This window comes from Neptuniibacter sp. QD72_48 (assembly GCF_047778065.1).
Classification (GTDB): Bacteria; Pseudomonadota; Gammaproteobacteria; order Pseudomonadales; family Balneatricaceae; genus Neptuniibacter.
In genome coordinates, this window is the sequence record NZ_CP180547.1 from 1,245,543 (window position 1) to 1,271,875 (window position 26,333).

At 40.9% G+C, this 26,333-nt stretch carries 22 protein-coding genes; 7 read left to right on the forward strand and 15 right to left on the reverse strand.

Features of this window, described 5'->3' with window-relative positions:
* Positions 1-11 precede the first annotated feature (11 nt).
* On the reverse strand, positions 12-1,400 hold the full coding sequence (locus ACMXYX_RS05415) for an HD-GYP domain-containing protein (protein ID WP_415883916.1): 1,389 nt from the start codon (positions 1,398-1,400) through the stop codon (positions 12-14).
* A gap of 308 nt (positions 1,401-1,708) precedes the next feature.
* Here ACMXYX_RS05415 and ACMXYX_RS05420 point away from each other — a divergent pair, with 308 nt between their 5' ends.
* Positions 1,709-2,935 (forward strand): diguanylate cyclase, encoded by a 1,227-nt coding sequence (locus tag ACMXYX_RS05420; protein WP_415883917.1) that lies wholly within the window; start codon positions 1,709-1,711, stop codon positions 2,933-2,935.
* Positions 2,936-2,962: 27 nt separating this feature from the next.
* On the opposite strand, the gene ACMXYX_RS05425 is transcribed toward ACMXYX_RS05420, so the two are convergent.
* The 6 genes from ACMXYX_RS05425 to ACMXYX_RS05450 all read right to left on the reverse strand — a co-directional run bounded on the left by ACMXYX_RS05425 (position 2,963) and on the right by ACMXYX_RS05450 (position 6,403).
* Positions 2,963-3,229: a hypothetical protein gene (locus tag ACMXYX_RS05425; RefSeq protein ID WP_415906610.1), complete on the reverse strand. Its 267-nt coding sequence runs from the start codon at positions 3,227-3,229 to the stop codon at positions 2,963-2,965.
* Positions 3,230-3,381: 152 nt separating this feature from the next.
* A complete protein-coding gene (locus ACMXYX_RS05430; RefSeq protein ID WP_415906611.1) occupies positions 3,382-3,861 on the reverse strand; it encodes a DoxX family protein in 480 nt (159 codons plus the stop codon).
* A 15-nt stretch (positions 3,862-3,876) separates the two neighbouring features.
* Positions 3,877-4,659 (reverse strand): putative DNA-binding domain-containing protein, encoded by a 783-nt coding sequence (locus ACMXYX_RS05435; RefSeq protein ID WP_415906612.1) that lies wholly within the window; start codon positions 4,657-4,659, stop codon positions 3,877-3,879.
* Positions 4,649-5,560, reverse strand: a complete 912-nt coding sequence (locus ACMXYX_RS05440; protein ID WP_415906613.1) for a DUF692 domain-containing protein — start codon at positions 5,558-5,560, stop codon at positions 4,649-4,651. Before ACMXYX_RS05440 ends, ACMXYX_RS05435 begins: the two co-directional genes overlap by 11 nt.
* A gap of 27 nt (positions 5,561-5,587) precedes the next feature.
* A complete protein-coding gene (locus ACMXYX_RS05445) occupies positions 5,588-5,875 on the reverse strand; it encodes a DUF2282 domain-containing protein (RefSeq protein ID WP_415883922.1) in 288 nt (95 codons plus the stop codon).
* A 51-nt stretch (positions 5,876-5,926) separates the two neighbouring features.
* Positions 5,927-6,403 carry a YHS domain-containing (seleno)protein gene (locus ACMXYX_RS05450; RefSeq protein ID WP_415883923.1) on the reverse strand — a complete coding sequence of 159 codons (477 nt, stop codon included), beginning with the start codon at positions 6,401-6,403 and terminating at the stop codon, positions 5,927-5,929.
* 521 nt (positions 6,404-6,924) lie between these two features.
* Here ACMXYX_RS05450 and ACMXYX_RS05455 point away from each other — a divergent pair.
* Positions 6,925-7,488, forward strand: a complete 564-nt coding sequence (locus ACMXYX_RS05455) for a TetR/AcrR family transcriptional regulator (protein ID WP_415883924.1) — start codon at positions 6,925-6,927, stop codon at positions 7,486-7,488.
* Between the two features lie 166 nt (positions 7,489-7,654).
* On the opposite strand, the gene ACMXYX_RS05460 is transcribed toward ACMXYX_RS05455, so the two are convergent.
* Positions 7,655-8,455, reverse strand: a complete 801-nt coding sequence (locus tag ACMXYX_RS05460) for a substrate-binding periplasmic protein (protein ID WP_415883925.1) — start codon at positions 8,453-8,455, stop codon at positions 7,655-7,657.
* A 265-nt stretch (positions 8,456-8,720) separates the two neighbouring features.
* Here ACMXYX_RS05460 and ACMXYX_RS05465 point away from each other — a divergent pair, with 265 nt between their 5' ends.
* Positions 8,721-11,183 (forward strand): methyl-accepting chemotaxis protein, encoded by a 2,463-nt coding sequence (locus ACMXYX_RS05465; RefSeq protein WP_415906614.1) that lies wholly within the window; start codon positions 8,721-8,723, stop codon positions 11,181-11,183.
* Between the two features lie 255 nt (positions 11,184-11,438).
* On the forward strand, positions 11,439-11,885 hold the full coding sequence (locus tag ACMXYX_RS05470) for a CreA family protein (protein ID WP_415906615.1): 447 nt from the start codon (positions 11,439-11,441) through the stop codon (positions 11,883-11,885).
* Positions 11,886-11,933: 48 nt separating this feature from the next.
* Here the strand turns inward: ACMXYX_RS05470 and ACMXYX_RS05475 are convergent, their stop codons facing one another.
* The 5 genes from ACMXYX_RS05475 to ACMXYX_RS05495 form a co-directional block, all read right to left on the reverse strand.
* On the reverse strand, positions 11,934-12,698 hold the full coding sequence (locus tag ACMXYX_RS05475; protein ID WP_415906616.1) for a substrate-binding periplasmic protein: 765 nt from the start codon (positions 12,696-12,698) through the stop codon (positions 11,934-11,936).
* Between the two features lie 78 nt (positions 12,699-12,776).
* Complete coding sequence (locus ACMXYX_RS05480) at positions 12,777-15,089, reverse strand: putative bifunctional diguanylate cyclase/phosphodiesterase (protein ID WP_415883930.1); 2,313 nt, start codon at positions 15,087-15,089, stop codon at positions 12,777-12,779.
* Complete coding sequence (locus ACMXYX_RS05485; protein WP_415897846.1) at positions 15,067-16,113, reverse strand: spermidine/putrescine ABC transporter substrate-binding protein; 1,047 nt, start codon at positions 16,111-16,113, stop codon at positions 15,067-15,069. The genes ACMXYX_RS05480 and ACMXYX_RS05485 overlap by 23 nt, the downstream gene beginning before the upstream one ends.
* A 185-nt stretch (positions 16,114-16,298) precedes the next feature.
* On the reverse strand, positions 16,299-17,924 hold the full coding sequence (locus ACMXYX_RS05490; RefSeq protein ID WP_415897847.1) for a methyl-accepting chemotaxis protein: 1,626 nt from the start codon (positions 17,922-17,924) through the stop codon (positions 16,299-16,301).
* A gap of 247 nt (positions 17,925-18,171) precedes the next feature.
* Positions 18,172-19,050, reverse strand: coding sequence for an AraC family transcriptional regulator (locus tag ACMXYX_RS05495; protein ID WP_415906617.1), 879 nt, complete (start codon positions 19,048-19,050; stop codon positions 18,172-18,174).
* A 295-nt stretch (positions 19,051-19,345) separates the two neighbouring features.
* On the opposite strand from ACMXYX_RS05495, the gene dctP reads away from it, so the two are divergent.
* Positions 19,346-20,416, forward strand: a complete 1,071-nt coding sequence (dctP, locus tag ACMXYX_RS05500; RefSeq protein WP_415883934.1) for a TRAP transporter substrate-binding protein DctP — start codon at positions 19,346-19,348, stop codon at positions 20,414-20,416.
* Positions 20,416-22,683: a putative bifunctional diguanylate cyclase/phosphodiesterase gene (locus ACMXYX_RS05505; RefSeq protein ID WP_415897849.1), complete on the forward strand. Its 2,268-nt coding sequence runs from the start codon at positions 20,416-20,418 to the stop codon at positions 22,681-22,683. Before dctP ends, ACMXYX_RS05505 begins: the two co-directional genes overlap by 1 nt.
* A gap of 6 nt (positions 22,684-22,689) precedes the next feature.
* Here ACMXYX_RS05505 and ACMXYX_RS05510 read toward each other — a convergent pair whose 3' ends face one another.
* Both ACMXYX_RS05510 and ACMXYX_RS05515 read right to left on the reverse strand, forming a co-directional pair.
* A complete protein-coding gene (locus ACMXYX_RS05510) occupies positions 22,690-23,103 on the reverse strand; it encodes an MmcQ/YjbR family DNA-binding protein (protein ID WP_415897850.1) in 414 nt (137 codons plus the stop codon).
* Positions 23,104-23,196: 93 nt separating this feature from the next.
* Positions 23,197-23,718: a cytochrome P460 family protein gene (locus ACMXYX_RS05515; RefSeq protein ID WP_415883937.1), complete on the reverse strand. Its 522-nt coding sequence runs from the start codon at positions 23,716-23,718 to the stop codon at positions 23,197-23,199.
* Between the two features lie 270 nt (positions 23,719-23,988).
* Between ACMXYX_RS05515 and ACMXYX_RS05520 the strand changes: the two genes are divergently transcribed.
* The gene (locus ACMXYX_RS05520; protein ID WP_415884642.1) at positions 23,989-25,983 is read left to right on the forward strand and encodes a methyl-accepting chemotaxis protein; all 1,995 of its coding nucleotides are present in this window, start codon (positions 23,989-23,991) and stop codon (positions 25,981-25,983) included.
* Positions 25,984-26,333 lie beyond the last annotated feature (350 nt).

The following is a 26,333-nucleotide window of genomic DNA, read 5'->3' on the forward strand; positions in this document are numbered from 1 at the left end:
TTTAGGGAATACTATTCATGGTATTTCAGGACGACTTGATGTGCTTGCTCGAAATTATCGAGTAAAAGTTGGGTTAGTTTAGGATCGAACTGACTTCCCGCTTTTTCCTTGAAATAGTCGAATACCTTTTCAGGGCTCCAAGGCGTTTTGTAACAACGTGGTGATATCAGTGCATCGAAGACGTCAGCGATAGCGACTATTCTTCCGTAGATATGAATATCTTCGCCTTTGAGACCTTGCGGATAGCCTTTACCATCCCAGCGTTCATGGTGCTGAAGCGCAATTATACTAGCTGTTTTTAATAACGGCCGTTCTGAATGGCGAAATATATCGAAACCTATCTGACAGTGGGTTTGCATGATTTTGTATTCTTCAGGCGTGAATTTGCCCGGTTTCTTTAAAATTTCGTCAGGTATACCGACTTTGCCAATATCATGTATAGGGGCTGTAGTTTGTATCGTTTCACATTCTTCTTGTGGTAATCCAGCTTTATTTGCGATCAAAGCACTTACCGCTGCAACACGTATTACGTGGCTTGCTGTTTCTTGGCAACGAGTTTCACAGGTGTTACCCATGGCTAAAATAATTTCTTTTTGTGTGAGAATTATCTCCTCGTTTATTTCTTCAAGTTCTTGGTTTCGTTTTAAAACGAGTTCATTAAATTCATTTACTTTGTTTGCAAAATAATCGAGTTCTAAGGCTTCTATTCTTTGTGTATCGATGCTGACATGCTGTTCGTAGCTCTCTTTGGTTTGTTTAACTAACCAGCGTAATGGTGCGGTCACGTTTTTATCGAGGACCCAGAACAAAAGACGTGCGACGCCTATCAAGGTTAATAGGTAAAAAGCCATGAGCGTGTAAAGGTAGGTTGCAGACATCCAACGATATTGAGTGGTGTCCACTTTAAAATCTAAAACAGCGAGCACATCATCGTGCTCGGCATCGTGACAGGTTACGCAGTTCAAGCCGTGTTTAGCTGTTGCCAAGTAGGGGTAAGAGATTTTAATTAAAGCAGGTTCTTCAAATGGATTAGGGAGTTCTAGATAGATCTCTTTGCTATCAAACGTTTGTTGGATTCTTGGAATTGAGAGTAAGTCATTTTGTGTAGGCAGGCTAAACTGGTAATTCATTTTGGGGGTTCGAACGATTTTGAGATCCTCGATACCCGGTAAGGAATTTGCTGTATAGACAATCTCCTCTTTCATTTCAAAAGACCCATCACGCATATGTTGAGTTAATGTGTTCTCAATTGATTGAGCGATGGATATGCCTTTATCACGCATAGTGGAATTAATTAATTCCTGAAAATTAACTCCAATAATAATCAACGTACAGACCAAGAAAGAAAACGCTAACACTAAGATTTTCTTAACCGTGATGGTTTTTATACTTTGCTTCATCAATGTTGTACCAGTTCAGATTAACTAGCGACTAGGTTCTTGCTGATCTAACTTTAGCCTAGCCAATGCATCACTGCGTACTGTTGTGAGGTGCAAATGTAACTAAGCTGAAATAGATCAATTTTTGGTTAAGCTTTAGGATTTTTAACGTTGTTGGAGCGAAACAGGTAGACAAAAACTTAGGGGAGGGGATAACCCTGTTCATGGTTAATTTGGTTTAGCGTTGTTCCCTATAGGCTATACTAAATAGCCTAAATATTATTTGTTCGTAATCCCCATTTCTGAGTTTCTCCAGAGGGTGCTTGTTAATGGAAAGGAATAGGTTTGAAGTCTCCTTAGTAGTAGCTGCTTTACGATCTAAATTGGCTCGAAAAATTGCCTTCTTTGTTTTTCTCTCTCTTGTCATTATTGAAATATTGGTTCTCATTCCTTCTTACCTTAAACGTGAAAATGAGCTGGCTTATAAACAGGAACAATTGGCTAACTTATTGGTTATGAACCTTTTCAGTCGAAGCACCATCCCTTTAGATCTTCGGTCTGTTAAGTCCCTAAATCATTCCCTCTCCACGGATAATATTCTGGGCTTTAAACTAGAAGAAAATGGACAGCCAATGATTAACGTAGGTGATTTGGAGGGCATGGCTTTAGCCTCCAATTTTTCATCAGGCCGTAAAAGTCATTTCCATAGAGAGTATAAGAGGCTAGATATTCAATGGCAGTTGATTGTTCCAGAAGTTGGCAATCGCCTGATCACAATGCGCTTAGATGTAGGGTTTATTGATGAAGAATTAAGAATGTATGTGGGACGTATAGCGGGTTTGGTTCTTATTATTTCTGCCTTCGTGACTTTCAGTACAATGGCCGTGCTGTGGTGGTTAGTTTTGAATCCGATTCGAATGCTTGAAGAGAGGCTGAAAAGTTTTTCTAATTTAGAAAAGGCAAGAAGTGATCTCTCCCCTGAGTTGGTAAGGGATGATGAAATCGGTGAGCTTTTTCTAGAATTTAGACGTATGAGAGAAAGGATTCTAGAGGCGACGGATGAGATTAGTAAGTTGGCAGTAACTGATCAACTTACAGGTTTACATAATCGAAGAAAGCTTGATGATGCAATGCTTTTGGAGATAGAACGAGTGAAACGCTATCAAAAACCTTTATCTATCATTATGTGTGATTTAGATCATTTCAAAATGATTAATGATACCTACGGCCATAAAACAGGTGATGATGTCATTGTTGCTACCGCTCATTTAATTAAAAAGGGAGTACGTGCTAGTGATATTGTCGGTCGTTGGGGTGGGGAGGAGTTCCTTATTATCTGCCCTCACTCTGATCAACAAGGAGCTACAGTTCTAGCAGAAAAGATCAGACTGGATATAGGAGAATACGAAGGTGAACCGAATTTAGTGATTACAGCAAGTTTTGGTGTTGCAGAATATATTTCGGGTGAGGATAGCCAAGCGTTTTTATGCCGAGCTGATAAGGCCTTATATGTTGCGAAGTCAGAAGGCCGAAATCAGGTTCGAGTAGATACATAGGTAGCCCTAACAAAGAGAGATTACAGACTATTTATAAACCTCGGCGAGTGTCGGTCTTTCATTCCTTGGGTATTCAAAAATAGAGAGTGAATTACCGTATTTTTCTTTTAGCTTTTCGACTAACTCTAGATCGGTCATAAAAGAATAGCTGTGCTTTACATCATCAGCATTTCTAAAGTGGCGCCAGCCATTTGTACTGAAAGAAACGATGATCTCCAAACCGTTTTTAATTACTAATTTTTGCCCAACATTTATTTGTAAATCCCGTAGTCTTTGTTGTTGATTTGGAGTCATTATAGCCAGCTTACTGTTGTCGAAAGGGGCTACACTTTTAAAGTTACTCCTACTGTCTAGCGGCATAATTTTTTTACCTGTGTAATGGTTTAGTTCTGGGTAGGGATATAAGAGGAAGCATGAATTTTTACTTCCTCTGTGCCTAGTTCGTTCTAGGTGAGTATTTCTTTATTCATGTGCATTTTCGGATTTATTTTTCGGACCACATTATCGAGTGCAATAGGGCCGGAACCGTAAATGATGATGTGAGTTAGAAGAAGGCCCCAAATGTAGTGCAAATAAAGAGCCGCTGCCGCTATTTCGATGAGGCTGATAACAGCTACATAATTGACAATGAATAGCCCTACGGCAGAAAAGCGCGTTAATAATCCAGTAAATAATAATACGGGAAGAATTAGCTCGCTCATGGTTCCAAGAACAGCAGCTAGTTCAAATGATAGGAAAGGTACTTGATACTCCTCTTCAAAAAGAAATAGCGTAGTGTCCCAATCCTGTATTTTGGTTAAACCTGCATTGAAAAATACTTGGGCTATGTAAAACCGAGAAAATATAGATGCCACTATATGAGCTTTATTAAGTACTTTTTCGTGGTCTAAATAATTATGGTATGTGCTTCTAATCCAGTGAATCATTGTGAGCTCCTTATCTTATCGTTTGCTGAGTTTTTTTAGCCATTGTTGTTCAATGGCTTCAGATAACCATTGGCTAAAGTCAAACTGATGGAATTGCTCTAGAAGATCAGAAAGGCTGTGGCCAGATTGTATGGCTGAGAACCATCGATACTCTGCTTCAGAGATTGATTTGATGCAGGGAAGATGGTCTTTTTGGTAGATCACAAACCAGTACGGTTTATCTTGAGGTATGAGAACAGTTAATAGGTTTTCACTGTTAAGTAAGTCTTTATTTCTGCCTGGCTGATGGAGTCGCCAAAGCTCATCAAGTCTAATGGCACTTGTAAGCAGGTTTATATTTTCTCCTAGTTGGATATAAACAGCGCCTAAATCGGTGTCGGAGAGGTGAGAAAGTGAAGCAATATCAAGATTTGTTACTGTGCTTCTTGCCGCTTGCTTTAAATGCCATTCAAGCTTTGCGGTTGTTTCCAAATAAGGATGTTCTTGATGCAAAGGGCCTTTATTTATTAGAGCTGGTAAGCTTTTACCAAAGTCCGCCCAGTCACCGCTGTTAGGTAGTTCTATCTCTAGAAGCTGCTGAGTTAAAAGCCCCATGGTCTTAGGTCCAAGCATTTTTTCAATTACTGGATAGTTCATACACAGGGCTCTGGTTGCGGTAATTAATAGGTTGTTTCTATAGATTTGAATTCCTTGTTCCTCAGGGTGGAATGGATGTACGGTGGAAGACTGAATGCCGCTGAATATCATATTGATAAGTGCTGCTTGGCGGTTATCTAAAGCAGTGCGTTCAGATGGCATGGGCAAACTCCTCTTTTGGAAGAGTGATATTTTGCATGATTGATTTTGCGTATTCTGCTTGTGTTAATAGTGCATGCCAGGAGGGTAGATCGTTATCCCATTCAATAAGGGTCGTAACCGGACCTGTTAATTGCAATGTGCTTTGGTATAACGCCCAACATTCGTCTGATACGGGCTGGCTATGATCATCAATGATCAATTCACCTTGCTTAATCGAGGCATAGCCTGCTAGGTGAATTTCACCTACGGCGTTTATGGGAATTTGATCTATCCAGTCTTCAGCATTAGTTAAAGCGGGGTGTTCACTGAAATTATGGGCATTAACAAGTAAGTTATTCAGATCCAATAACAGCCCACAACCGGTCAAGTGTACTAATTGTGAGAGAAATTCCGTTTCGCTCATTTGTGAATGTGGAAAAGTAATATATGCGGACAAGTTTTCTACTAGGATTTGCCGACCGAGTAGTTGTTGTACTTGATCAATATTATCCGCCATAACCTTTAGGCTTGCTTGCGTAAACTCAAGCGGTAAAAGATCTCCTGCGTGCACTGATTTCCCATTTAAGTGGCTCCAAGTAAAGCAAGCGTGATCAGAGATTAAAATGGGGTGAATCTGCTGTGACAGGCGCTTTAAGCGCAGCAGATACTCTCTGTTTATCCCAATTGCTGAACCTAGACCCATCGATGTAGAGTGCAAACTAATTGGATACTGTTGAGCAATATCGTTTAATAGTTCAGGGATAATGCCGCCTTCGGCAAAGAAGTTTTCGGCATGCAGTTCTACAAAATCAATGGACGATGTTCCGAGTAATGCCTCCTTATAATGCTGGTGGCGTAAACCGACTCCGACCATAGCTTTACAGGTTTCTTTGGTAAATTTATCCGTGTAGAGGCAGGACATCTTTTTTCTCCTAATGAGTGTATTTCATTACGATTTTTGCTGTTCGGCGTAACGTTTTTTAGCTTCAGCTTTCAATAGGCCTCCCATCTCTTTACACGTACCTTTAGCGACAAGTTTCCATTCACCTGGGTCGTTATCGGTTTTGGACTGGCCTGCACACGAATGTGTGCCGGCTAAATTGCCACAATCATTTTGGCCCGCAAGTGCAACGCCGTAGCACTTTTCTTTACCTGCAGCGTGAGCAGAGGGAAGGGTCGCAATGGTTGAAAGAGCGACTGCTAGAGCGGTTGTTGCTACATGTTGTTTATTGTTCATTTTGGTTTTCTCCTGTTCCTTTGAACTCATGTAAATACGGGGCAGTGTTAATTAATCTTCTGCGTTTGCTTGAGCGATTGTTAAGTCTTCAATGCCACGCCAAATGCGATCTGCAGTTTTGAGGTGACCAGGGATATCAGTCAGCCATTTTTTCTGCACATCTTTATTTAAATTGAGGTAAAGCTTGTGGTCCTTGATATAGAAAGCACTTGGGTCCACGTCTAGCTTCTTGTTAAGTGCTACACCCATTGCACAGTAACCACCAAATTGTGGAGCGTATTTAGCTGCATTTGCTTTAAATAGATCGCGGTTTGATTCATTACTGAAACGATAGATCGCTCCTTCATGCGTTGCGGTGAATTTAGCTGAGCCTTCAATCGCTTGGTTTTGTGTGAAATACGCAACTGGATCGTAACCTTTGATCGCTAAATCGTTGGTTCCAATATTGATTGCTTGAGCAAAGCTCATACTGCTCATTAATAGTGCGCCCGCTGTAGCAGCCATTTTCAGTGTTTTTGTAAATTTCATTTGGTTTTCCTCTATCAGCATTAAATGAACCTCGACGAATTCTGGTTCTAACTGAATGTTGGGTTTTGAGAGAAGGTTAGGACGAACAGGCAAACAGTAAGCCGCTAGCAGTCCTGTAAATGGAGTTGATGCTCCAAAACTTGGTTGGGGTACTGATTTACGAAATTCTGCTTTTGCAATAGGGGAGATTAAGGCACTACATATCAAGCTGAAGGTCATTGCCTTGTTTAGCCGAGATTTAACAAATTTAGATAACGTGCTGACTGAAGATAAGTTAAATCCGCAGAATAGAGTTGAAACAACCTGATTCATAAATCCCTCCCTAAATTGGTAGAACGGTTTGTCTACTTAATAAAATAGACAAATCGGTCTACTTGTGTCAATCGTTTTTTATAAATTAATTTTCAAAAAGTAGAAGAACCATTTGAGCTAGACGCATAAACTCAGTTGGTGTTTTTTGTTAGAAGTAGACAAAACGTACTACTTTTGCCAAGATAAAATGGCTTTGATAGGAGATAACAATGAGTCAAAAGAGGCAGTTACTGATTGATACTGCGTTAAAGCTTTTTTACAAAAATGGCATTAACTCCATCGGTATAAATGAAATTTTAAAGTCGTCAGGGGTTGCTAAACGTACCCTTTATAATCATTTCGAAAGTAAAGATGCATTGGTGTTGGCAGCCTTAGAGCAGAGGCATGACAACTTTATGGCCTGGTTAGAGAAAAAGCTGGTTGCTACTCAATCTGAAACAGATGTAATTGAAGCTGTGTTTAATGCATTAAATGGTTGGTTTAAGGGCTTGGAAGCAGAACTAGGAGATTTTCGAGGTTGCTTTTTCATTAATACATCAGCCGAATTCAGTGATGCTGAATGTGAAATTTCTCAATACTGCGGTTACCACAAACAAGAGGTTAGAAATTTAATCCAGAAGTATTTAGGAAAGGGTAATCCTGATCTTTTGGATGCAATTTGTATTATGCAAGAAGGGGCTATTACGATGGCCTATATGACAGGAAATTGCGATGAAATAACCGATAAAAGTATCGAAATACTTAAAAAACTCAAATGGCCTAGGGGCAAGTAGTCACTTTTAACCAGAGTTATTTTTAGTAAATTTATCTATTTCTTTCTTACTTTGGTTTCATACATGGTCATCAACGAAACTTAGTTTATGGCCATTCATTTCCCAAAAGCTATTAAGGGGGGGGCTTTATATTTGAATTTTTCTAAAGTACATGCAGATTAACTCACTACTTTACTTCCTGAACTTTCTTAAAGTACTGGTCATATAGATTTTGTGTGTACCCTTCTTGTTTAAGCTGATCTAATGCTTGGTAAAACTGATAAGCAACTGAATTTTGGTCCACTATGGTATAAAAGTTCTCAATGCTTATATCTGCGTCAGGGGAAAAACTGGGGTTTGGGTATTCTGAAAAGAGCTTTGACTTACGAGAAAATCCCATGTTCATCGGTATAAAGGTTTGATTGATCGCATTAGGGTGAATTTTAATACCGATGTCTTCATATTTTTCTATGTCATTCAGTTTTTGGTAATGATCTACTATCTCTATATCCGCAATGTAGAAGTCACCTCTACCTGTGTTGAGCGCTTCTATTACTTTTTCCATAGATAGCTTGCCCATTTTCGAGATTGTTAGCTTGGGGTAGATTTGGTCCCATTCGAGTTTGCTACTTGAAAGTTCAACAATCAGCCGGCCTTCAATTTCATCCATTGATTCAATTTCAGCTTGGTTATCTAGGGTTATTAGAACCTCTTTCGTTTGTAGACCGTTTGGTAAATAGAACAGATAACCCGTTCTCTTTTGAGAAAAAGAGGAGCCAGGGTAGAAATCTACAGTCCCCCTAGCGAGTTCAAAGTGAAGTCGTTTTTTTGGGATTCTGACAACAACTAGCTCATAGCCGATACGTTCAGCTGCTTTTTGAAATAGATCTAAATAAAGACCTGAGTTATCCCCGTTGCTACCAATCAAAGGCGGTTTAGCAATCGCTTTGTAGCCCATAATGATGGTTTTTTCATTTGCGTTAGCCAAGGGCGACAGTGCGAATAAAAGGAGAAACAGGGATAGGAAATACTTCATATTTTTCTCGGAGTTGAACCAGAAAGTCGGCTTTCTTAGAAGCTAAAACTACTTCCAGTATAGCTAACATTCTTTTATGAAGTGTAAATAGTTAGTTATCACCTCAGGGTTTATTTCCTTGCAATTTGTCCGTTAATAATTGCGCCAAATTGGTGCAGTATACTTGCGTTATTAAGTGTGATTTTTTGTAGTTAATGACCTAAAGGCTAGCTTTGAAATGAGCAGTAAAACGTTATTCAGTGGTATGAGCATTAGTAAAAAGCTGAGAATCAACTTTTTGTTAATCGGTTTGATCCCATTTGCCGTATTGGCTTTGATCGCTATCTACAAAGCCAGTAGCTCTTTATCCGAGCAGAGTTATCAGCAGTTAGATGCTGTTCGTGGTATTAAAACTAAACAGATAGAGAATTTCTTTGAGGTCAGTAAGCGCGATGTATTGGGGTTGTCCAATGTTGTAGCTACATTTATCAAGACTGATACATTGTCCGACGTCCTGTTGGAGGTCAATGCCGAAGGTAATAATCTATTCTCAAAGTACTTAGATAGTTACGGTTACTACGATCTGTTCCTGATTGAGCCTGATGGTTTTATCTCCTATACAGTGGCTTTGGAAGCAGACTATCAAACTAATTTAATAGATGGAGAGTATCAGGATTCCAACTTAGGAGATCTGTTCCGTAAAGTGGTTCAGACAGGGTCTTACGCCATTGCCGATTTTGAACCTTACGCGCCGAGTAATGGCGCACCTGCGGGCTTTATCGGGGCGCCAGTATTTAATGATGCTGGTGAGTTGCTACAAGTTGTTGCTCTGCAGATTCCTCTTGATCCGATCAATCAGATAATGGGAATCCGCGAAGGGATGGGGGAAAGCGGTGAGTCTTATCTGGTGGGTTCCGACTATCTTATGCGTTCTGATTCCTATCTTGATCCAGTCAATCATTCTGTTGAAGCTTCATTTGCCAACCCTAAAAAAGGAAGTGTTAAGACTGAAGCAGTGAAGGCTGCATTAAATGGTCAAACGGGGAGCCGGTTGATAGTAGATTACAATGGTAACCCTGTATTGTCGTCATTTACGCGTTTGGATCTTGATGGGGTTAATTGGGCCCTGTTAGTAGAGATTGATGAAGCCGAAGCCTTTGCAGCAGTATCAACCCTAAAGTTAGTTATTGCGATTATCGGTGTTCTAGGTGCCGCCATAATTATCTTTCTTGCGTGGAAAATCTCTGCGGGGATCACGCGACCAATCCTACGCTTATCGAAAACGATTTCGGAGGTTGAAGAAAAAGGCGACTTTTCTGCACGCCTTCCCGTGAATTCTCAAGATGAAATTGGTCAGGCCAGTCTTGCTGTAAATAATCTATTGGAGATGACTCAACAAGCGTTAGCTGATACTAAGCAAGTGATGAGTCAGATGGCAGAGGGGAACTTTTCGACTCGGGTTAAGCGTAACTTGAAAGGTGATCTTGCCGATCTGAAAACAGCGATTAATCAGAGTGCCGATCAAACTGAAGCAAGTATGCACGCGATTGGTAAGTTGATGGGGCAACTCTCTGCTGGTGAGTTTGATAGTCAAATTGAAACAGAATTACCGGGCCAGTATCAGGTTATGTTAACGACAACTCGGGATGCTATGGCCAATATCGGCAGTGCGATTGTGAGTGTAAATTGCATCATGGCAGCAATGGCTCAGGGTGACTTTGATGGCAGGATAAACGATGTTTTACCTGGGCAGCTCAACACACTGAAAGAAAACCTGAATGATTCTTTAGAAACAATTAGCGCAGCTACGGCTGAGGTCGTCAGGGTTTCAACGCAACAGGCTGAAGGTAACTTAGTTGCAAGAGTTGAAGGAATCTATTCAGGTCGATTTGAAGAGTTACAGGCTTCGATTAACTTTGGTCAACAAAGTATGGGCACGTTAGTTAAAGAGGTAAGAAATGCTGCACGAGATGTAGCAGGGGCGACCAAAGAGATCTCATTAGGGAATCACGATCTTTCAGAACGTACTCAACAGCAAGCTGCTGCTTTAGAAGAAAGCAGTGCAAGTATGGAGCAGATTAGCATCGCTGGGCGAACTACTGCGGGTGATGCGCAGCAAGCAAATAAGGTGACTGATCAAGCTCAGGAGCTTTCAAAAAGAGGTACGGAAGTGATGTCTCGGGCTATCGCTGCGATGACGGAAATCAGAGATTCGAGTAAACGGATTAATGAGATCACAGGGCTCATCGATAGCATTGCTTTCCAAACCAACTTATTAGCGCTTAATGCTGCGGTGGAAGCTGCAAGGGCCGGTGAACAAGGGCGAGGATTTGCGGTCGTTGCAAGCGAAGTTCGTCAGCTATCACAGCGATCTGCTCAAGCGGCTAACGATATTAAAAAACTGATCTCTGATACGGAAGACCGAATTGAAGAAGGGGCGGATCAAGTTCAGCTTTCTTCTGAATCTCTTCAAGGTATTAATGAGAGCATTGAGCAGATGTCAAAATTGGTAGGTCAGATATCTGCTACTAGTAAAAATCAAGCAGATAGCATCGACTCTGTGAGTGGATCTATTATTTCGATTGATGATTCAACTCAGCAAAATGCAGCATTGGTTGAGCAGGTTTCTGCAGCTGCTGAATCAATGCATGATCAGGCGAACAGATTAAACGATCTGATGACGCGTTTTCATACGGACTAATTAGCTGCCCCAGATTGTGAATAGTTTCCCTTTTGGGCTCAGGGTTGAATACTTGGGCTCGGAAGGGGAATATGGGTTAGCCAATAGAGAACTCTTTTTAGTAGGCTATCGCGTAGATAGCGCTGTTTATTACTGTTAGATTCTCGTGACCTGTTACACATAACTCGCTCCTTTTTCAGTTAGAAGGGAATCAGAGCGTGTAGTTCAAAATAATTGGGTAAACTAGCAATGGCTGTTCCTAACAAAGGATTGATAATGAAAAAATTGATTTTGTTTTTAAGTATTTTAGGACTTGTTGCTTGTAGTGATGAACAGGAAGTGGGCGATGTCTCTCTTGGTGTATTAACCACTAAGGATATTAAGATTAGTGTCTTGGTTGACCCCATAGTGACTGGAGTGACTTGTCATGTGGCGAGTATAGAAGCAGACTTAGATTTTGCTGACCCAAGTGATTCCTCCATCGCCTGCCGCCGTACCGGTGTGATTAATAAAGCAATGCTTGAGAAGATTGATAAATCTAAATCAGGTGAAGTGGTCTTTAAACAATCAAAAAGCATCTTCTTTAAATCGATGAAGATTCGTCGAATTTACGATCCTAAATCAAAAACCTTAATGTATGTATCTTACTCAACTAAGGAAACGTCGGGTAGTTACAAACACAGCCTATCTACAGTACCGCTCTGGGGAACAGAGGCGTATTAATAATCCAAATTAAAAGTTAAAAACGGAAAATTTTTAATCAGCAGGGAGTTAAGGCAAATACTCACCCTGCTGTGATTCTTTAAAGTACTGTTCCAACTTTCCACTTTCTTTGAGTTTCTTTAAACCTCTATTGAATAAAACAATAAGCTCTTTGTTTTTCTCTACCTTCCTTGAAAGCATTAGATGCATATTGGGTGAATGCAGTGGTTTGGGGTGGTAGGTTATAAATTTTTTAGCCTGTGGATATGCCCTTTGTAGGACGTCATAACCTTGATTGATGGTACTAATAGCAAGATCGATCCTATTGCCTAATACTAGCTTTCCAATATTTTGCTGGTGCGTCTCTACCCTTTGTACAATAATTATTCGTTGTTTTGCCGCGAGATCGAATTCGTCGTTATAGGCATATCCAGATAACGCCCCAATTTGTAGCCCTTTCAGATCTTCAATAGTATTCCAGTCAAAGGAGTGATCTATATGATGAAAAAAAACACGTGTTTTTTGAAAAATCGGTTCAGAGAAATAGAAATATTTTTCTCGTTCCTTTTTTTTAGTCGCGTAGCCTACGCCATCTAGTTTCCCTTCTAAAATCGAGGGGTACGCTCGCTTCCAAGGCATAAATGTAAAGTTGACTTGTACACCTTCTAAAGCGAAGGCTTCTGATACGATTCTGGATACTACTCCATAGTGCTTTAATTTTTGGCTTTGGTAGGGCGGGTATTCACCTGCAGTGAGATTTACCTCGAGTTGTGAACCTGCAGCGTAATTGGCGGTTATTGCAAAAATAACAAAGATTGGAGATAGCAGCTTCATTTTGACTGAGACCTGAATTAATACCTTCGAGTAGGGAGGAGAAGGCATTTATCCTTACTGAAAATTCTTATCTAGCAATTATAGTTTGTAGTTTGTTAACCAGCTTTCTAACTCTGTTATGGGCATAGGTTTTGCGATGTAATAGCCTTGTTGGAAATCGCAACCTGCAGCTTTAAGCAGATAGTGTTGTTCTTGAGTTTCGACCCCTTCTGCTACGACTGTAATATCTTGGAAGTGGCATAGATCTACCAAGGCTTTTGCCAATGTTTGTTTCTCAGGCATGCTTATTCTATTAACGAGTTCGCGGTCAAATTTGATGATGTCTACTGGATAATCCACCATCTGCATCAGGCTGGTATAGCCCGTGCCGAAGTCATCAATAGCGATTTGAAAACCTAAACTTTGTAATTCACTCAGCCAACCTAAGGCATTCTGCTCTTGGCTTAAGGCAAAAGTTTCAGTGATTTCCAGAATTATTTTATTGAGTGGGATTTGGGTGTTAGCACTGAGTTTCTTGATAGTTTTTATAAAACGTTCAGAACCGATCTCCGCAGATGAAATATTGATAGAGAGTTCAAAGTGCTCTCCAAATAGATCATTCAGTTCGGATAGGTCATTTAGGGCTTTGCAGGCGACCCAAAGGTCAATTTTTTCAAATATTCCAGTACTCTCAGCAATCGGAATGAAAAGGTCGGGTGGAACAAACCCTAACTCATTAGAGTGCCAGCGCAGCAAAGCTTCACAGCCTTTGATTGAACCATCCTTATTGATGATTGGCATATAGTTGAGCGTGAACTCTTTGTCTGGATTTAAGTTCTTTAATTTAGTTTCAACCTCTTTCCTTTGACGATCCCGCTTAGCTAGCTCTTTTGAGTAGACTGCCTGTTTATTTTTACCTGATTTCTTAGCTTGATACATGGCTAAATCAGCGTTTGATATTAGCTGAGAGAGTGTATGGCCATCTTGAGGGTAGGTAGCTAAGCCGATACTGGCTGTAACGGGGAAATGACCTAATTCAAAATGATAACCATCGGCAAAAAGGTGCAAAATCTTTTCGCATAGTTTTAGAGCCTGTTCGGTTGATACATTTGGCAACAGTACAATAAATTCATCCCCCGAGAGACGGAAGGCTTGGGGAGCTTCCGCGTCGTATTTTTTGGCGGTGATATTGATAATATTGTTTAATCGTATAGCTACTGCTTGCAGTAATTTATCTCCTACCTCGTGACCGTACTTATCATTTACAAACTTAAAATTATCTAAATCTAGGTAGATCAAACTGATCAAACTTTTGGTTTTTTCAGCTTCTGCTATTTGATGAGATGCAATGTCGTAGAAGGCTGCGCGGTTGGGCAATTCAGTAAGCGCATCAGTTCGGGATTGCAGGTGGCTTTTTTGATAGGACTGATGCAGTTGTTCATAAAGGTTATGGAATTTCCGACCAAGCCTGCCAATTTCGTCATCTGATTGTGGAGGATCAATATTTTGTCTTTCGTGTGTTGTAATCTCAGTCAGCTGCTTATCAAGTCGAGAAATAGGGGCTGTGATAAATTTCCGGATTAACAGTTGAAGTAATGTGAAGGTTATTAAAGAACCTAGAATAACAATGAAGAGTAAGCGTTGTTTAAGGTTGGCAAGTAGATTGCCTAAATAAGCCGGTGAAGGAGTTATACCTAAATAGTAGTTAGATTTTAGCTGGACATTAGCGTACAACTTATTGGCTTGGGGACGATTATATTTATCGGAAAATACGACGATTGCTTGGAACTCTTCTTGTACTTCTTGCAACAGTGAATCGAATGCTTTCGGCTTTGCCGCGATAATGACTTTAAATGTATCTTCCAGTTGAATGAGTAATGGGGTGGTAAGGGTACGTGAATCGATCGCAATCCCTTGTTGCATTATGGAGCCCTGAGTTTGAAAGTGGTGCTCCCAAATATTCAGTTTCTTTTTTGCCCTGATATTTTCTGCTAGACGTAATTGTTCTTTTCGAATGGTAGAAAAGGGGTCAGTACTGTTTTCTATGTAAAAAAGTACATCATCATTTGCATCTAGAACCGCTAGGGACACGAACTCAGTCAAATTATTGAAATAGCGTTCGATAGCCGATTCTAAATTGTTTGTCAGCATCCGATCCCGGTAAATATTACTCGTGTCTCTAATGAAGTTTTCCAGCGTTTCACCTTCAAGTAATGACACAAGGTAGGCATCAAGGAAGCGATCATAGGTTGAAAATTCAGAGTGAAGTGCACTTAAACGTAGATTTAGTTTGTGTTGTTCTAGTCTTTGAATGGATTGGCTTTGTTGCTCGTACGCAACCAAGGCGGCTAGCGTATAGCTGACAAAAATAATCGGCAGTATTAAAAAGCTAGCGCGTTTGTTTAGATTCATGAATATTAACTATAGCATTCGTGATTCGTAGGCGTTGTTTAATATTTTCGTTGCTTAGTTTTTTATAGAGTTCGCTTTTATTTTGAATCGCTTGGCTAGGGAATACTTCGGGGTTATTCCTAAATGTTTCTGATAATTCTGCCATTGCTGAATTATTAGGAGTGGCGTAGTGGAGGCGTTCAGCGTTCTCCGCGGCAACTTTAGGTTGGTTTAAGTATTCAATAAAATTTAGAGCAGTATCAATATGTTTGGAGTTAGAAGGTATTGCCAAACAGTCAACCCAAAGTACGGTACCTTCTTCAGGAACAACGTATTTCCATAGACCTTCTTTTCCAACCCTTTCATTCATCGCTAATTGATCGCCTCCATATCCAACGGTCATGTAAAGCTGGTCCGCTTGTGGAGACGATTCAAGAAAGGTGATGGGGTAATCGTATGTTAGAACATAGTCAGCTTGGTCCTTTAAGGCATTAAAGGTTCTTTTTAAAATATCTAAATTGTCAGTATTTAGCGGATCACCATTCATAAAGAGTACAGGCGCTAATAGATCGGTGTAATCATTTAGCATACCTATATGACCTTTCAGCTCTTCGGAGGGCTGGATTATTTCTTTCCAAGAACTAGGAGGGCTGACCTTATCAGATCTATAGATTATGCCTAACGTTCCCCAAAAATAGGGAACTGCATATTTTCCGCATCGCTCACGCCAAAAATTCCCTATCAGTTTAATGCTGGGCAAATTCTGTTCGTGGATCTCTACAAATCGTCCTTCTTCACCGAAACGCTCCGCAACGATCTCGTCAACAACCGCAATGTCGATATTGTGTTGGTGCGCTTCAAGGAGTAGGGCGTCGCGTTTTTCATCGCTATCGAACTTAATGATTTCAACATGATGACCAGTGCTGGTCTCCCACTCTTGTTTTACTTTAGGGTCTAGGTAGGCGTCCCAGTTGAGCATTTGAATAGTTTCAGCGTGGAGCTGAAGAGGCAGGAATAATAGAAAAAAACACCAAAAGAATCGCATGCCAGACCCTCGTTATTATTATTTTCAATTAGGCTCAATTAGTATTGCCTTTTTTATAGCAGCCTTCGAAAGCTAATGATAGAGGGGAGTTGATGTGTTCGAGAACCTTAAGAGAAGAAATAGATTAATAGGGATTAAACAATAAGGAGTGGTAATGGCATTGCACCATTACCCCTCGCTAAGTATTACACTTGGAAGTGCTGAACTTGTTGACGTAGCTCTCGTGCTAGAGAAGCGAGCTGTTCGCTATTGTTTGCTGTAAGTGTTGCGCCACCTTGGGTTTGTTCCGCAATCATTGAGATGTTATTTAGGTTGTTACTCATCTCTTCGGCTACTTGGCTTTGTTGTTGGACTACTTCAGCAACAGCACTGTTCATTTCCATGATCTGCTGAACATTGAGTACGATGTCATTGAGGTGTTCACCAGCTGAGGCAGCACGATCAATACAGTTTTGCGCTTCAGAATGACTGTTGCTCATCATACTGACTGCACCTTGGCAGGCGTTTTTCAGACGGTCGTTCAGTGATTGAATCTGGTCAGTTGATTCAGATGTGCGCTTTGCTAGAACTCGGACTTCATCTGCGACTACGGCAAACCCTCGACCTTGCTCACCTGCTCGTGCCGCTTCAATCGCAGCATTTAGAGCAAGTAAATTTGTTTGATCAGAGATATCTCGGATAACACTGAGAATGCTTTCTACTTGTAGCGTGTCTTGTTCGAGCTTAGTAATCACATCGGCTTGGGACTGAACTTGCGCAGCGAGATCATTAATTGCAGAGATTGTGGTTCGAACAATTTCATCTCCCAAGCGTGCAGTACTTTCTGCTTGCACAGTTATCTCTGCAGTTTGTTGGGCATTGTTTGCAACATCTTGTGCAGTTGCTGACATCTCTTGCATAGCGGTTGCCAATAACTGAGTCTCACCATGTTGCTGTTTAACGCCTGCGGAAGTTTGTTCAGTTGTTGAAGCCATTTGTTCTGCTGAACTCAGAATATGGTGGCTTGAGTTAGTCAGTTTTTGAATCAGCTGTTGTTGGATATCAAGGGTATGGTTTATCGCTTTACTAACATCGCCCAACTCATCTTGGTTTTTAATATCAATTCGAGCCATTAGTTTGCCTTTAGCGACATTCTCCATAACTTTGGTCATGTGACTCAGTGGCTGAGTGATAGAGCGTGAAATGATACTAGATAGCCAAACGACGAATGGGATAACAACAGCCAGGAAAACTAAAGCTTCTGTTAGTCTTGAATAAAAACTGGCATCTAAATCATCAACATAAACGCCTGTACCGATCACCCAACCCCAAGGTTCAAAAAGTTTGAAGTAGGAAATCTTTTCTACCGCGATACTTTTACCTGGTCGAGGCCATAGATAATCTTCATAGCCTTCGTTATTTTGACGTGCAGTATTAGCAATATTTGTGAATAGGGATTTGCCCTGGCCGTCTTTAAAACTGCTCATATCTTTGCCATCAAGTTCAGGCTTGATGGGGTGCATGATCATGCGAGCATCAAGATCATTGATCCATACATAATTGTCATTGTCATAGCGCATCGCTTGAAGGGCTGAAAGTGCTTGAGTTTGAGCGGCGGTTTGGTTCAAAACACCTGCAGTTTGCTGTTGCTGGAAATGATCAATAATACTGTATGCCATAGATACAGCATGATTGGACTGAAGTTTTCGTTCTTGTAATAAATCTGCTCTGTATTCCCAGAGGTCGAACGCCTTCATAGCGATACTCACACTGAGTAATAACAGGATGATTGCTGTTAACTTGTGAGTAACAGACATCTTAGTGACAACCATCGTACTTAGACCCTTTAGTAATTAGGTTATATCGAATTTCCGCTTATTGGTGTTCAATCGATGATCACTTTATATTAGGAATCATATAAGTAACCGAAGGTATTGTTTTTATGATGCTTTCTGAGGGACTTTGAGGAGTAAATAACCATTTGAAAATAAAGGTTAATTTGCTGTTTTGTAAACGGTTGTTTTAATTAGTATGGAGCAGGCTTATAAGTACTGGGGAGCCTGCTCTATACATGTTTATTTAATTTATTAAGCAATATATGCGCGTAAGTAGTTCTGAGGGAGGCGTATTTTTGGGATCATTTAGATACTCTTCGAAGGGAGGAAAGTCGGCTGCTTCCATGCCACTTTGTGGTAGCCACTCTCCGAAGAACCAATCATACGGTTTTTCTAGCTCTGAATAAGGGCCTTTAAATAGAATTGTTGCGCATCTGCCTGCGGGTATCTCCATATATTCTGGTGGGTTTGAATCGGCTTCGCTCAGAGGTTTTTCTATGGTCATGCAGGCATGGGAGCGTAGTTCAGATTTTTCTATGCTGCCTGGGTCATTGTAGTAGATACCAAACGAACGAGTTTTGTCTGTGACAAGATCATGAGTTCCGGCAAATATAAACAGTTTTTCAAATGCTTGCCCTATATTCATGTAGTCTCCCTGATGTTCGTACCCGATCAGACCCTGCTTTTCTAGATTAATAAATTCAACATTAAACATGTTTCGTTGCTCCTGCACTATATGTTGGATATTAGCTTGAAAACTCTTTTCCTGAGGCGAATACTGTTTATGGCCTGCTCGGTATGCACTAGGTGTCTCTTCGTATTGCTTATGAAAAGCACGGCTAAACGCTTCTAAGCTGGTATAGGAAACTGATTGCGCAATGGTAAGTATTGAGAAATCAGTCCGAATGAGTTTTAAGGCTGCTTTTTGCAGGCGAAGACGACGTACCGTAGCGTTAATGGTTTCATCAGTGACTCTTCGATAGATCCGGTGGAAATGGTAGGGGGACATAGCGGCAATATCAGCCAGAATGTTCACATCTAAATCCTTATCCAGATTCTCGTAGATATAGTCGATTACTTTACATAAGCGACGCCTGTAGTTGTTTCCGGTACTTTTTTTCATGTGTCTCCTCCTACCTCCATGCTAAAGGAACTCAATTTGATAATGTTTGCGTACTTTATAGTAACGTTGATTATTAAAAATAATTTAGATCTTAACTTATTGAAGTGAAAAGGTTTTGCAGAGGTTTTTAAGTTAATAATCCTATGATTAATAAGGGAATTGTGATACCAATGGAGCTAACTAGATCCCTATTACACTTTGAGAAAGATAGTGAATAGACAGAAGCGCATTAGTTTCTATAGTTAATTTTGAACCCAATTGCAGTTGTGAAGTTATAGTCTGTCTGGAGTAGATTATGTTTCATCAGGTCTTAAAGTGCCTTCTTTTATCCTTCTCTTCTATGTTGTTACTGCTGGGAGTTTCTGGCTGCACTGAGAAAGAAGAAAAGATATATACATGGCAGTTGCAGTCACAGGCGACTGAAACCAGTATTGATTTCAAAGAACTCAAGCGTTTTGCTGATAATATTAAAGCGATGAGTAGTGGGCGTTTAATTATTAAGGCTCACCCTGGTGGTGTAATTACAGGTGGCCCAGATATCTATAATGCGGTTAAAGAGCGTCGAGTTGAAATGGGGAATGGTTGGCCGAATTGGTGGTCAGGTCAGCATCCAGCTTGGGCTTTGATGAATGCAGGGCCATTTGATTTTATGAACCTTGATGGCTCGATGATGTTTTTTTATGCCGGAGAAGGCCAACGACTAGCAAATGAACTAGCAAACCCTGATGGTATAATGTGGCGTCCAGCTTGGTGGGCTGGAATGGAGTTCGGGTTACTGTCGAAAACTGAGATTACAGGTCTAGATGATCTTCACGCTAAAAAAATTCGTATCGGACCAGGGTTACCGGGAGAAGTTTTAGCTGCAGCTGCTGGCGCTTATACACTTCCAACTGTGCCCCAGGAGATACGCCCTGCGCTGGAAAAAGGTGATCTTGATGCAGTGGAGTGGACCACCGCAGGTGGGGCTTGGAATCTTGGTTTGCATGATATCAGTAAGCATGCAATTGTCCCTGCAATCTGGCAACCATCTGTACTCGCTGATTTCCTAATCAACAAAGAGGCCTTCGATGAATTACCACCCGATTTGCAGGCTATTCTTGAAACGGCAATTAAGTCCTATACTTTAACCACTACGTTGAAGGCGAAGACGGAAGATTTTGAGGCCTTTAATCTATTCTTAGCGAATGATTTTAATATCAATACATGGAGCCCCGAGGATATTGAGCGTTGGAGACTTGTGTCTGATAGCATCTTAGAAGACTACGCTTCTCGTGATCCGTTGAGTAAGAAAATCATTGAGAAAAAACAAGAGTTCAAGGACGCTTACAACAACTATTATCAATGGTTTGGGCCATACGATAAATAATGTTTAGTAGACTGACCGTTCGTCTCCTTGTCATTCTGAGTTTAATCACTTTCTTGGTAATGACTGTTTTTGTGATCGTGCGATTTAGCGTTGCTTCCGAATTAATGCAGAGCAATCTGCAAGAGCGAGGCCACTCGGTTGCAGAGCGCGTGGCTAATTCGGTTAGGCCTACAATCTGGAACGTCTATAAAAAAGCTTATGATCGTACTTATTCCGTAGAGTTAGCCTCCGCTATTTTAGATTCTGAAATGGCTTCACCCTTTGTGGAGGGGATCAAGGTCTACGGGAATTTTGGTCACCTTTACATGGGACGAATCAAAATTGATGGTGAGATTCGCCAATTTGAGGAGAAAAAGTACGCTGGTGTTTGGGCTGGCGTTGATAACCGAATCCGCTATCCGATAAAAAGTGGTGAGGTTAGCATCGGTAATGTGGAGGTAATTTACAGCGATAAAGCTTTAACCGAAAGCCTCTACCAAAATCTTATCGTTGAAATTACTCAAGTAGCGGTAGTTAGTCTGCTGTTTGTAGGTTCGCTTTATATCATTCTACGATTTGCGCTTGTATCTCCCATGCGCTCACTTCAAGTTGCTCAACGAGCCTTAGATTCTTTAGATGAAGCTGTATTTGTAACCAATGAGTATGGCAGCTTAGTCGATATTAATCCTGCTTACAGCAAAATAACCTTTTATCAAGAAAGCGAGATCTTAGGTTTGCTTCCTGATATCCAACCTCTTGACGATAGTAGTGTGGATTTTAGAGCAATGGTTGCTGATAACTTTCTTCACGAAGGTAGTTGGTCGGGTGAGGTTATTGGGCGGAAAAAAGATGGAAGTACTTTCCCTGGCTGGTTAAATCTAAATAGGGTAGAGCGCCAAGACGATGAGGTTACATATGTTGGTGTCTTATCGGATATTGCAGATAAAAAAGAGTCGGAAGCAAAGCTCCATGCCTTAGCTTATTACGATTCGTTGACTGATATGCCTAATCGTCATTCTTTCTTGATGCGTTTAGATGAAGAGATTAAACGTGCACGAAGGGAAAAATCTAAAGTGGGATTACTCTATTTAGATTTAGATAACTTTAAATGGGCAAATGACCAGTTTGGGCATGCCGTCGGGGATAAACTACTTATCAGTGCTGCTGAAAAATTTAAAAAGCGATTAAGGGATTCGGATAATTTATATCGCATTGGTGGCGATGAATTCACTGTAATTGTAACCCATTTTGATGATGCCACTGACCTCATTGGTCTCGCTGATGATCTGGTTGTGCAAGCCGGTGAAGATTTTATTATTGATGGTCATGTAATAAAACCGGGAGCGAGTGTTGGTATCTCTACTTTTCCTAATGACTCTGATAATGGAAAAGACCTTATCATTCAGGCGGATACTGCTATGTACCAGGCCAAGGAAGCTGGCCGAGGGCAAGTACGCTTTTTCTCCTCTGATTTGGAACTGAAAAGGCAGGCTCAACAGCGAATTGAACAAGAGCTCAAGCAAGCGCTGAGTAATAACGAGCTTCAATTGTTCTATCAACCTAAAGTTCGAATACAAGATGGCAAGTATGTTTATGACAGTGCTGAAGCGTTGATTCGCTGGTTTGATGATGGCGAGGTGGTTTATCACCCAGATCAATTTATAGAGATAGCAGAAAAGAGCGACCTTATCTGCGACTTAGGCTATTGGGTAATTTTTCAAGTATGTAAGCAGTTAGCTGAATGGAAAGAGGAGGGAATCGTTGGACATAAAGTTGCTATCAATCTTTCTCCGAGACAGCTTAAAGACGCTAACCTATTTGATTATCTGCTGGAGAGAATGACACGCTTTGATATAGACCCGGGGCAGCTTGAGCTAGAGATTACTGAATATGCAGTCATAGAAAACATTGAACATTCTGTAAGTACTCTTAACAAACTGAAAACACTCGGGGTTTCTATTGCGATGGATGACTTTGGTACAGGTTATTCTTCTTTGAGCTATCTTAAACAGTTGCCTGTTGATGTTTTGAAAATCGACCGATCTTTTATTCATACCTTGCCATTTGAGCAGGGTGATATCGCGATTGTAAATGCTATTTTTTCCATGGCTGCAGCATTAAATATAGAAGTGGTTGCAGAAGGGGTAGAGACATCTGATCAGTTGAGTTTTTTGATTCGGCATCGATGCCATATGGCACAAGGCTACTATTTCTCTCCCCCAATTGCGCCTGAGGATTATTCTGCTTGGCTAACTGAACACTCAAATTCTCATGGGAAGGGTATATAGATGAAGTTAACGATAGAGCTCTTCTTTGGAATATAAGCGCTCAAGTTGTTGGCGTTCTACTTTCTTTAAACTTTTCACGACTAAGCCATAAGAGCGATCAATAAGGCGTTCGATCTCTTTTGTAGGAATGGAATCTTTTAAAACAACGCTTATCCAGTGTTTCTTTGACATGTGGTAAGCGCTACGTACTTCAGGGAAAACATCCCTCAGCATAATCGCTTCTTCAGGATCACATTTCAGATTAAGGAAGTGGTAATTTGCAAATTCAGGCCCTAACTCTTTGCCTGTCGTTCCACACTGCCCTAACAAGGCAAACATCTTTCCTTTGACCTTAAAGACCGGTACATCAGGCATAAAGGGGAAATCCAGTTGTGATTCTGGACGGGATAGACAGTATTCCTGAGCGCTTTTCGCATCCATGTGTTTTGCCAATAATTTGAATGGTATTGAAAAATAAAACCCTGCTTTAAATATAATGCCTGATTAAAGCAGGGTTTAGCTATACCAGACAGGTTACTTCATTGCTTGTTCTGTAAGGATATGTTCGTAAGAGAACAAGTGATGGCTGTCTTTGTAAGGTGCATGACAAGCGGCGCAAGCAGTTAGATCTTTATTGGCACGTTTGCCATCCGGTTTAAATGCAGCAAAATCCCAGTCATCATTGCCCATGCCCTTAGGGTATTCAGTCGCAGCACCTTCACGGCGTTCCATAACCGCTACCAGTGCAAATTTATCTTTTAGGCGTTGACCGAGTTTAGAGGTAAGTACATTACCTTCGTCATCTTTTTTCGCTTTATACACTTCTGCCACAATGACAGAACCGTAAGGTAATTGGCCATTTTCCTGCGTACCGCTCAGACCTTTATCGTTGATATACAAACGAATGTATTGGTCGTGATTTTGAGTGCGATTAAGGGACAAATAAGGAGTGAAATTGGTTTTATAGTCTGCAGGAAAATCAACCTGATCGCCTGGACCCGCCCAGCATAGAGTCGTCGTTAACAGGCCTGTTGCCATAGTGGATAGGAGTTTCATTTTACATCCTCACTGTATTTATTTTTGTTGTAGAAAAAACGCCTTATAAATGTATTTATAATCCATGTTTATTGTTTGATCAATACTCCTTTTGACCCTAGATCTTTTAGGTAAACGGCGAAGCTCTTTTGTATGAAAATTGCTCAAGTAGGTATTGGAGTGGTGGGACTAGTAAAAATGGCAGTTTACTTTATTTGGTCTACAGTGGTTGAAGCACGCATAAATTGTGCAGGGATGTTGAATTAAATTTGTTCCATGGAGGGCCGTGTGATGTTCCGTTCACTCACCATTCGTAAAAAAATCTTAATGTCATTGCTCTTGATGGGACTCGTTCCTTTATTAATTGCTATCAGTGTGGCGATTATCGATAGCAGTGATGCACTTGAACGTTCTGTTTATCAACAGCTGACCGGTATAAGGGAAATAAAAAAGAGCCAAATAGAGAATTATTTTGCAGAGAGGGAGATTGATCTAAACCAATTGGCTGAAATTGTGCGTTTAAGACAGGCTAGTCAGCTAGATAGTTTAGAACCGTATCACGTCTCCGCTTCTTCGGATAAGGCATATGCGAATTTTCAAAAACAAGGCGGCTACTATGATTTGTTTTTGATTAATCCCCAGGGCGATATTTTTTATACGGTCGAGAGGGAACCTGATTTCGGAACAAACCTAATGAATGGTACTTATGCCGATTCAAATTTAGCCCGGTTATTTAAGCAGGTTTTAGGCTCTGGAAAGTTTGGGATTATTGATTTTGCCCCCTACGCTCCTTCAAATGGTGCGGCAGCTGCATTTATAGCACTGCCTATCAAGAATGCTGAAGACTCGATAGAGCTGGTGGTTGCTTTACAGCTATCGATTACTGATATCAACGCCATTATGGGGGAACGTAATGGCTTAGGTGAAACTGGGGAGACCTATTTGGTTGGACCTGATCATTTAATGCGATCTGACTCATTTTTGGACCCTATTCACCATACAGTTTTGGCATCTTTCGCAAATCCTGAGAAAGGCAAGGTTGATACCCAAGCAGCGAATGACGCTTTAGCTCAAAAGACCGGAACAAACATTATTATCGATTACAACGGTAATCCGGTTTTATCCTCCTATACCCCCGTCACTATCAAAGGTTTGCAATGGGCCTTATTAGCTGAAGTGGATGAAGCCGAAGCGTTTGCTCCTATATATGATCTGCAGTGGCTGCTGGGCTCTTTACTAATCAGTTCATTAATCATCATTGTACTAGTGGCTTTAAAGCTTGCCGGATCGCTTGCAAACCCCATCAGTAGAATTTCCCAGCATATGAAAGAGATTGCCAGTGGCAGTGGCGATCTAACGGTAGAATTAGAAGTGAAAGGCAGCGATGAAATAGCTCTGTTATCGAGCCGCTTTAATACGTTTGTAAATAAAATTCGAGAGACCGTCAGTGATGTCGCTGAATCCACAAAAGTGATGGCTGAGGCTACAGAGCAACTCTCTCAAAATGTAGACACAACTCAGGTTTCCATTAATCAGCAACAACAAGACACTAGCCAAGCGGCAGCAGCTATTAATCAGATGACCTCAGCGGTACAGCAAGTTGCATGCAGTACCAGCGAGGCACTGGCAGCAACACATCAAGCACAAAATGATGTTGAAACAGGTTTAAGAGTAACAGAGCAAACCATCGATGTGATTAATGCATTAGCATCTGAGGTCGAGCAAGCCACCCAAGTTATCCAAAGATTGAATAAACAAAGTGATTCTGTAACGACTGTTCTCGAAGTCATTAGAGATATTGCCGACCAAACAAACCTATTGGCGTTAAATGCTGCAATTGAAGCTGCTCGTGCTGGAGACAGCGGCCGAGGCTTTTCTGTTGTGGCTGATGAAGTGCGTAATCTTGCACAAAGAACCCAAGCTTCAACCGAGGAAATTGATACGATTATTACCGATCTACAAGGCTATGCGCGTAGTTCGATGGATGTGATGAATAAAGGTAAGGTCATAGCTGCCAGTGGGGTTGAACAAGTAGCGGAGACCGGTGCTGCACTAGAACGTATTATCACTTCAGTTAATCATCTTACAGAGATGAATACTCAGATTGCGACAGCTTCAGAACAGCAAGCGCACGTTTCTGAAGAGATTAATCGCAGTATTTTGAGTATCGATCAAATTGCACAGGTTAATGCCGATGGAGCGAGCCAAACTCAAGAATCTAATCTGCGTTTATCTGAGCTGAGTAGCCGTTTGAAGCGTTTAGTTGGAGAGTTTAAGCTGACTTAGGTTATTTGGATGATGTCTATTTTGTAGGCTTATTATGGGAAAAGTTACTGTATCTACTTCTTTGGTAATTTGATATCAGGTTAATAGGGCAGCTTTTCAAGCTGCCTGACAATTCGAGGCTTTTCAGTTCATCTAATAGAAATTCGTTTACTTTCCTTCCCCTGCCGCTTTCGTGTAGTAGGTATGTTTGAAAATGGCATCAGCTATAGTTAGCCCTATATAGACGTCGCAATAGCACTCATTTTTTTGTTGATAGGTCCCTCTATGAATAAAATCCTTTAATTACTTAGGGTTACTTTACGAAAGGGAAGGAAGGATCTATAACATAGTAGTGCTTTGGTTTTGTTTTG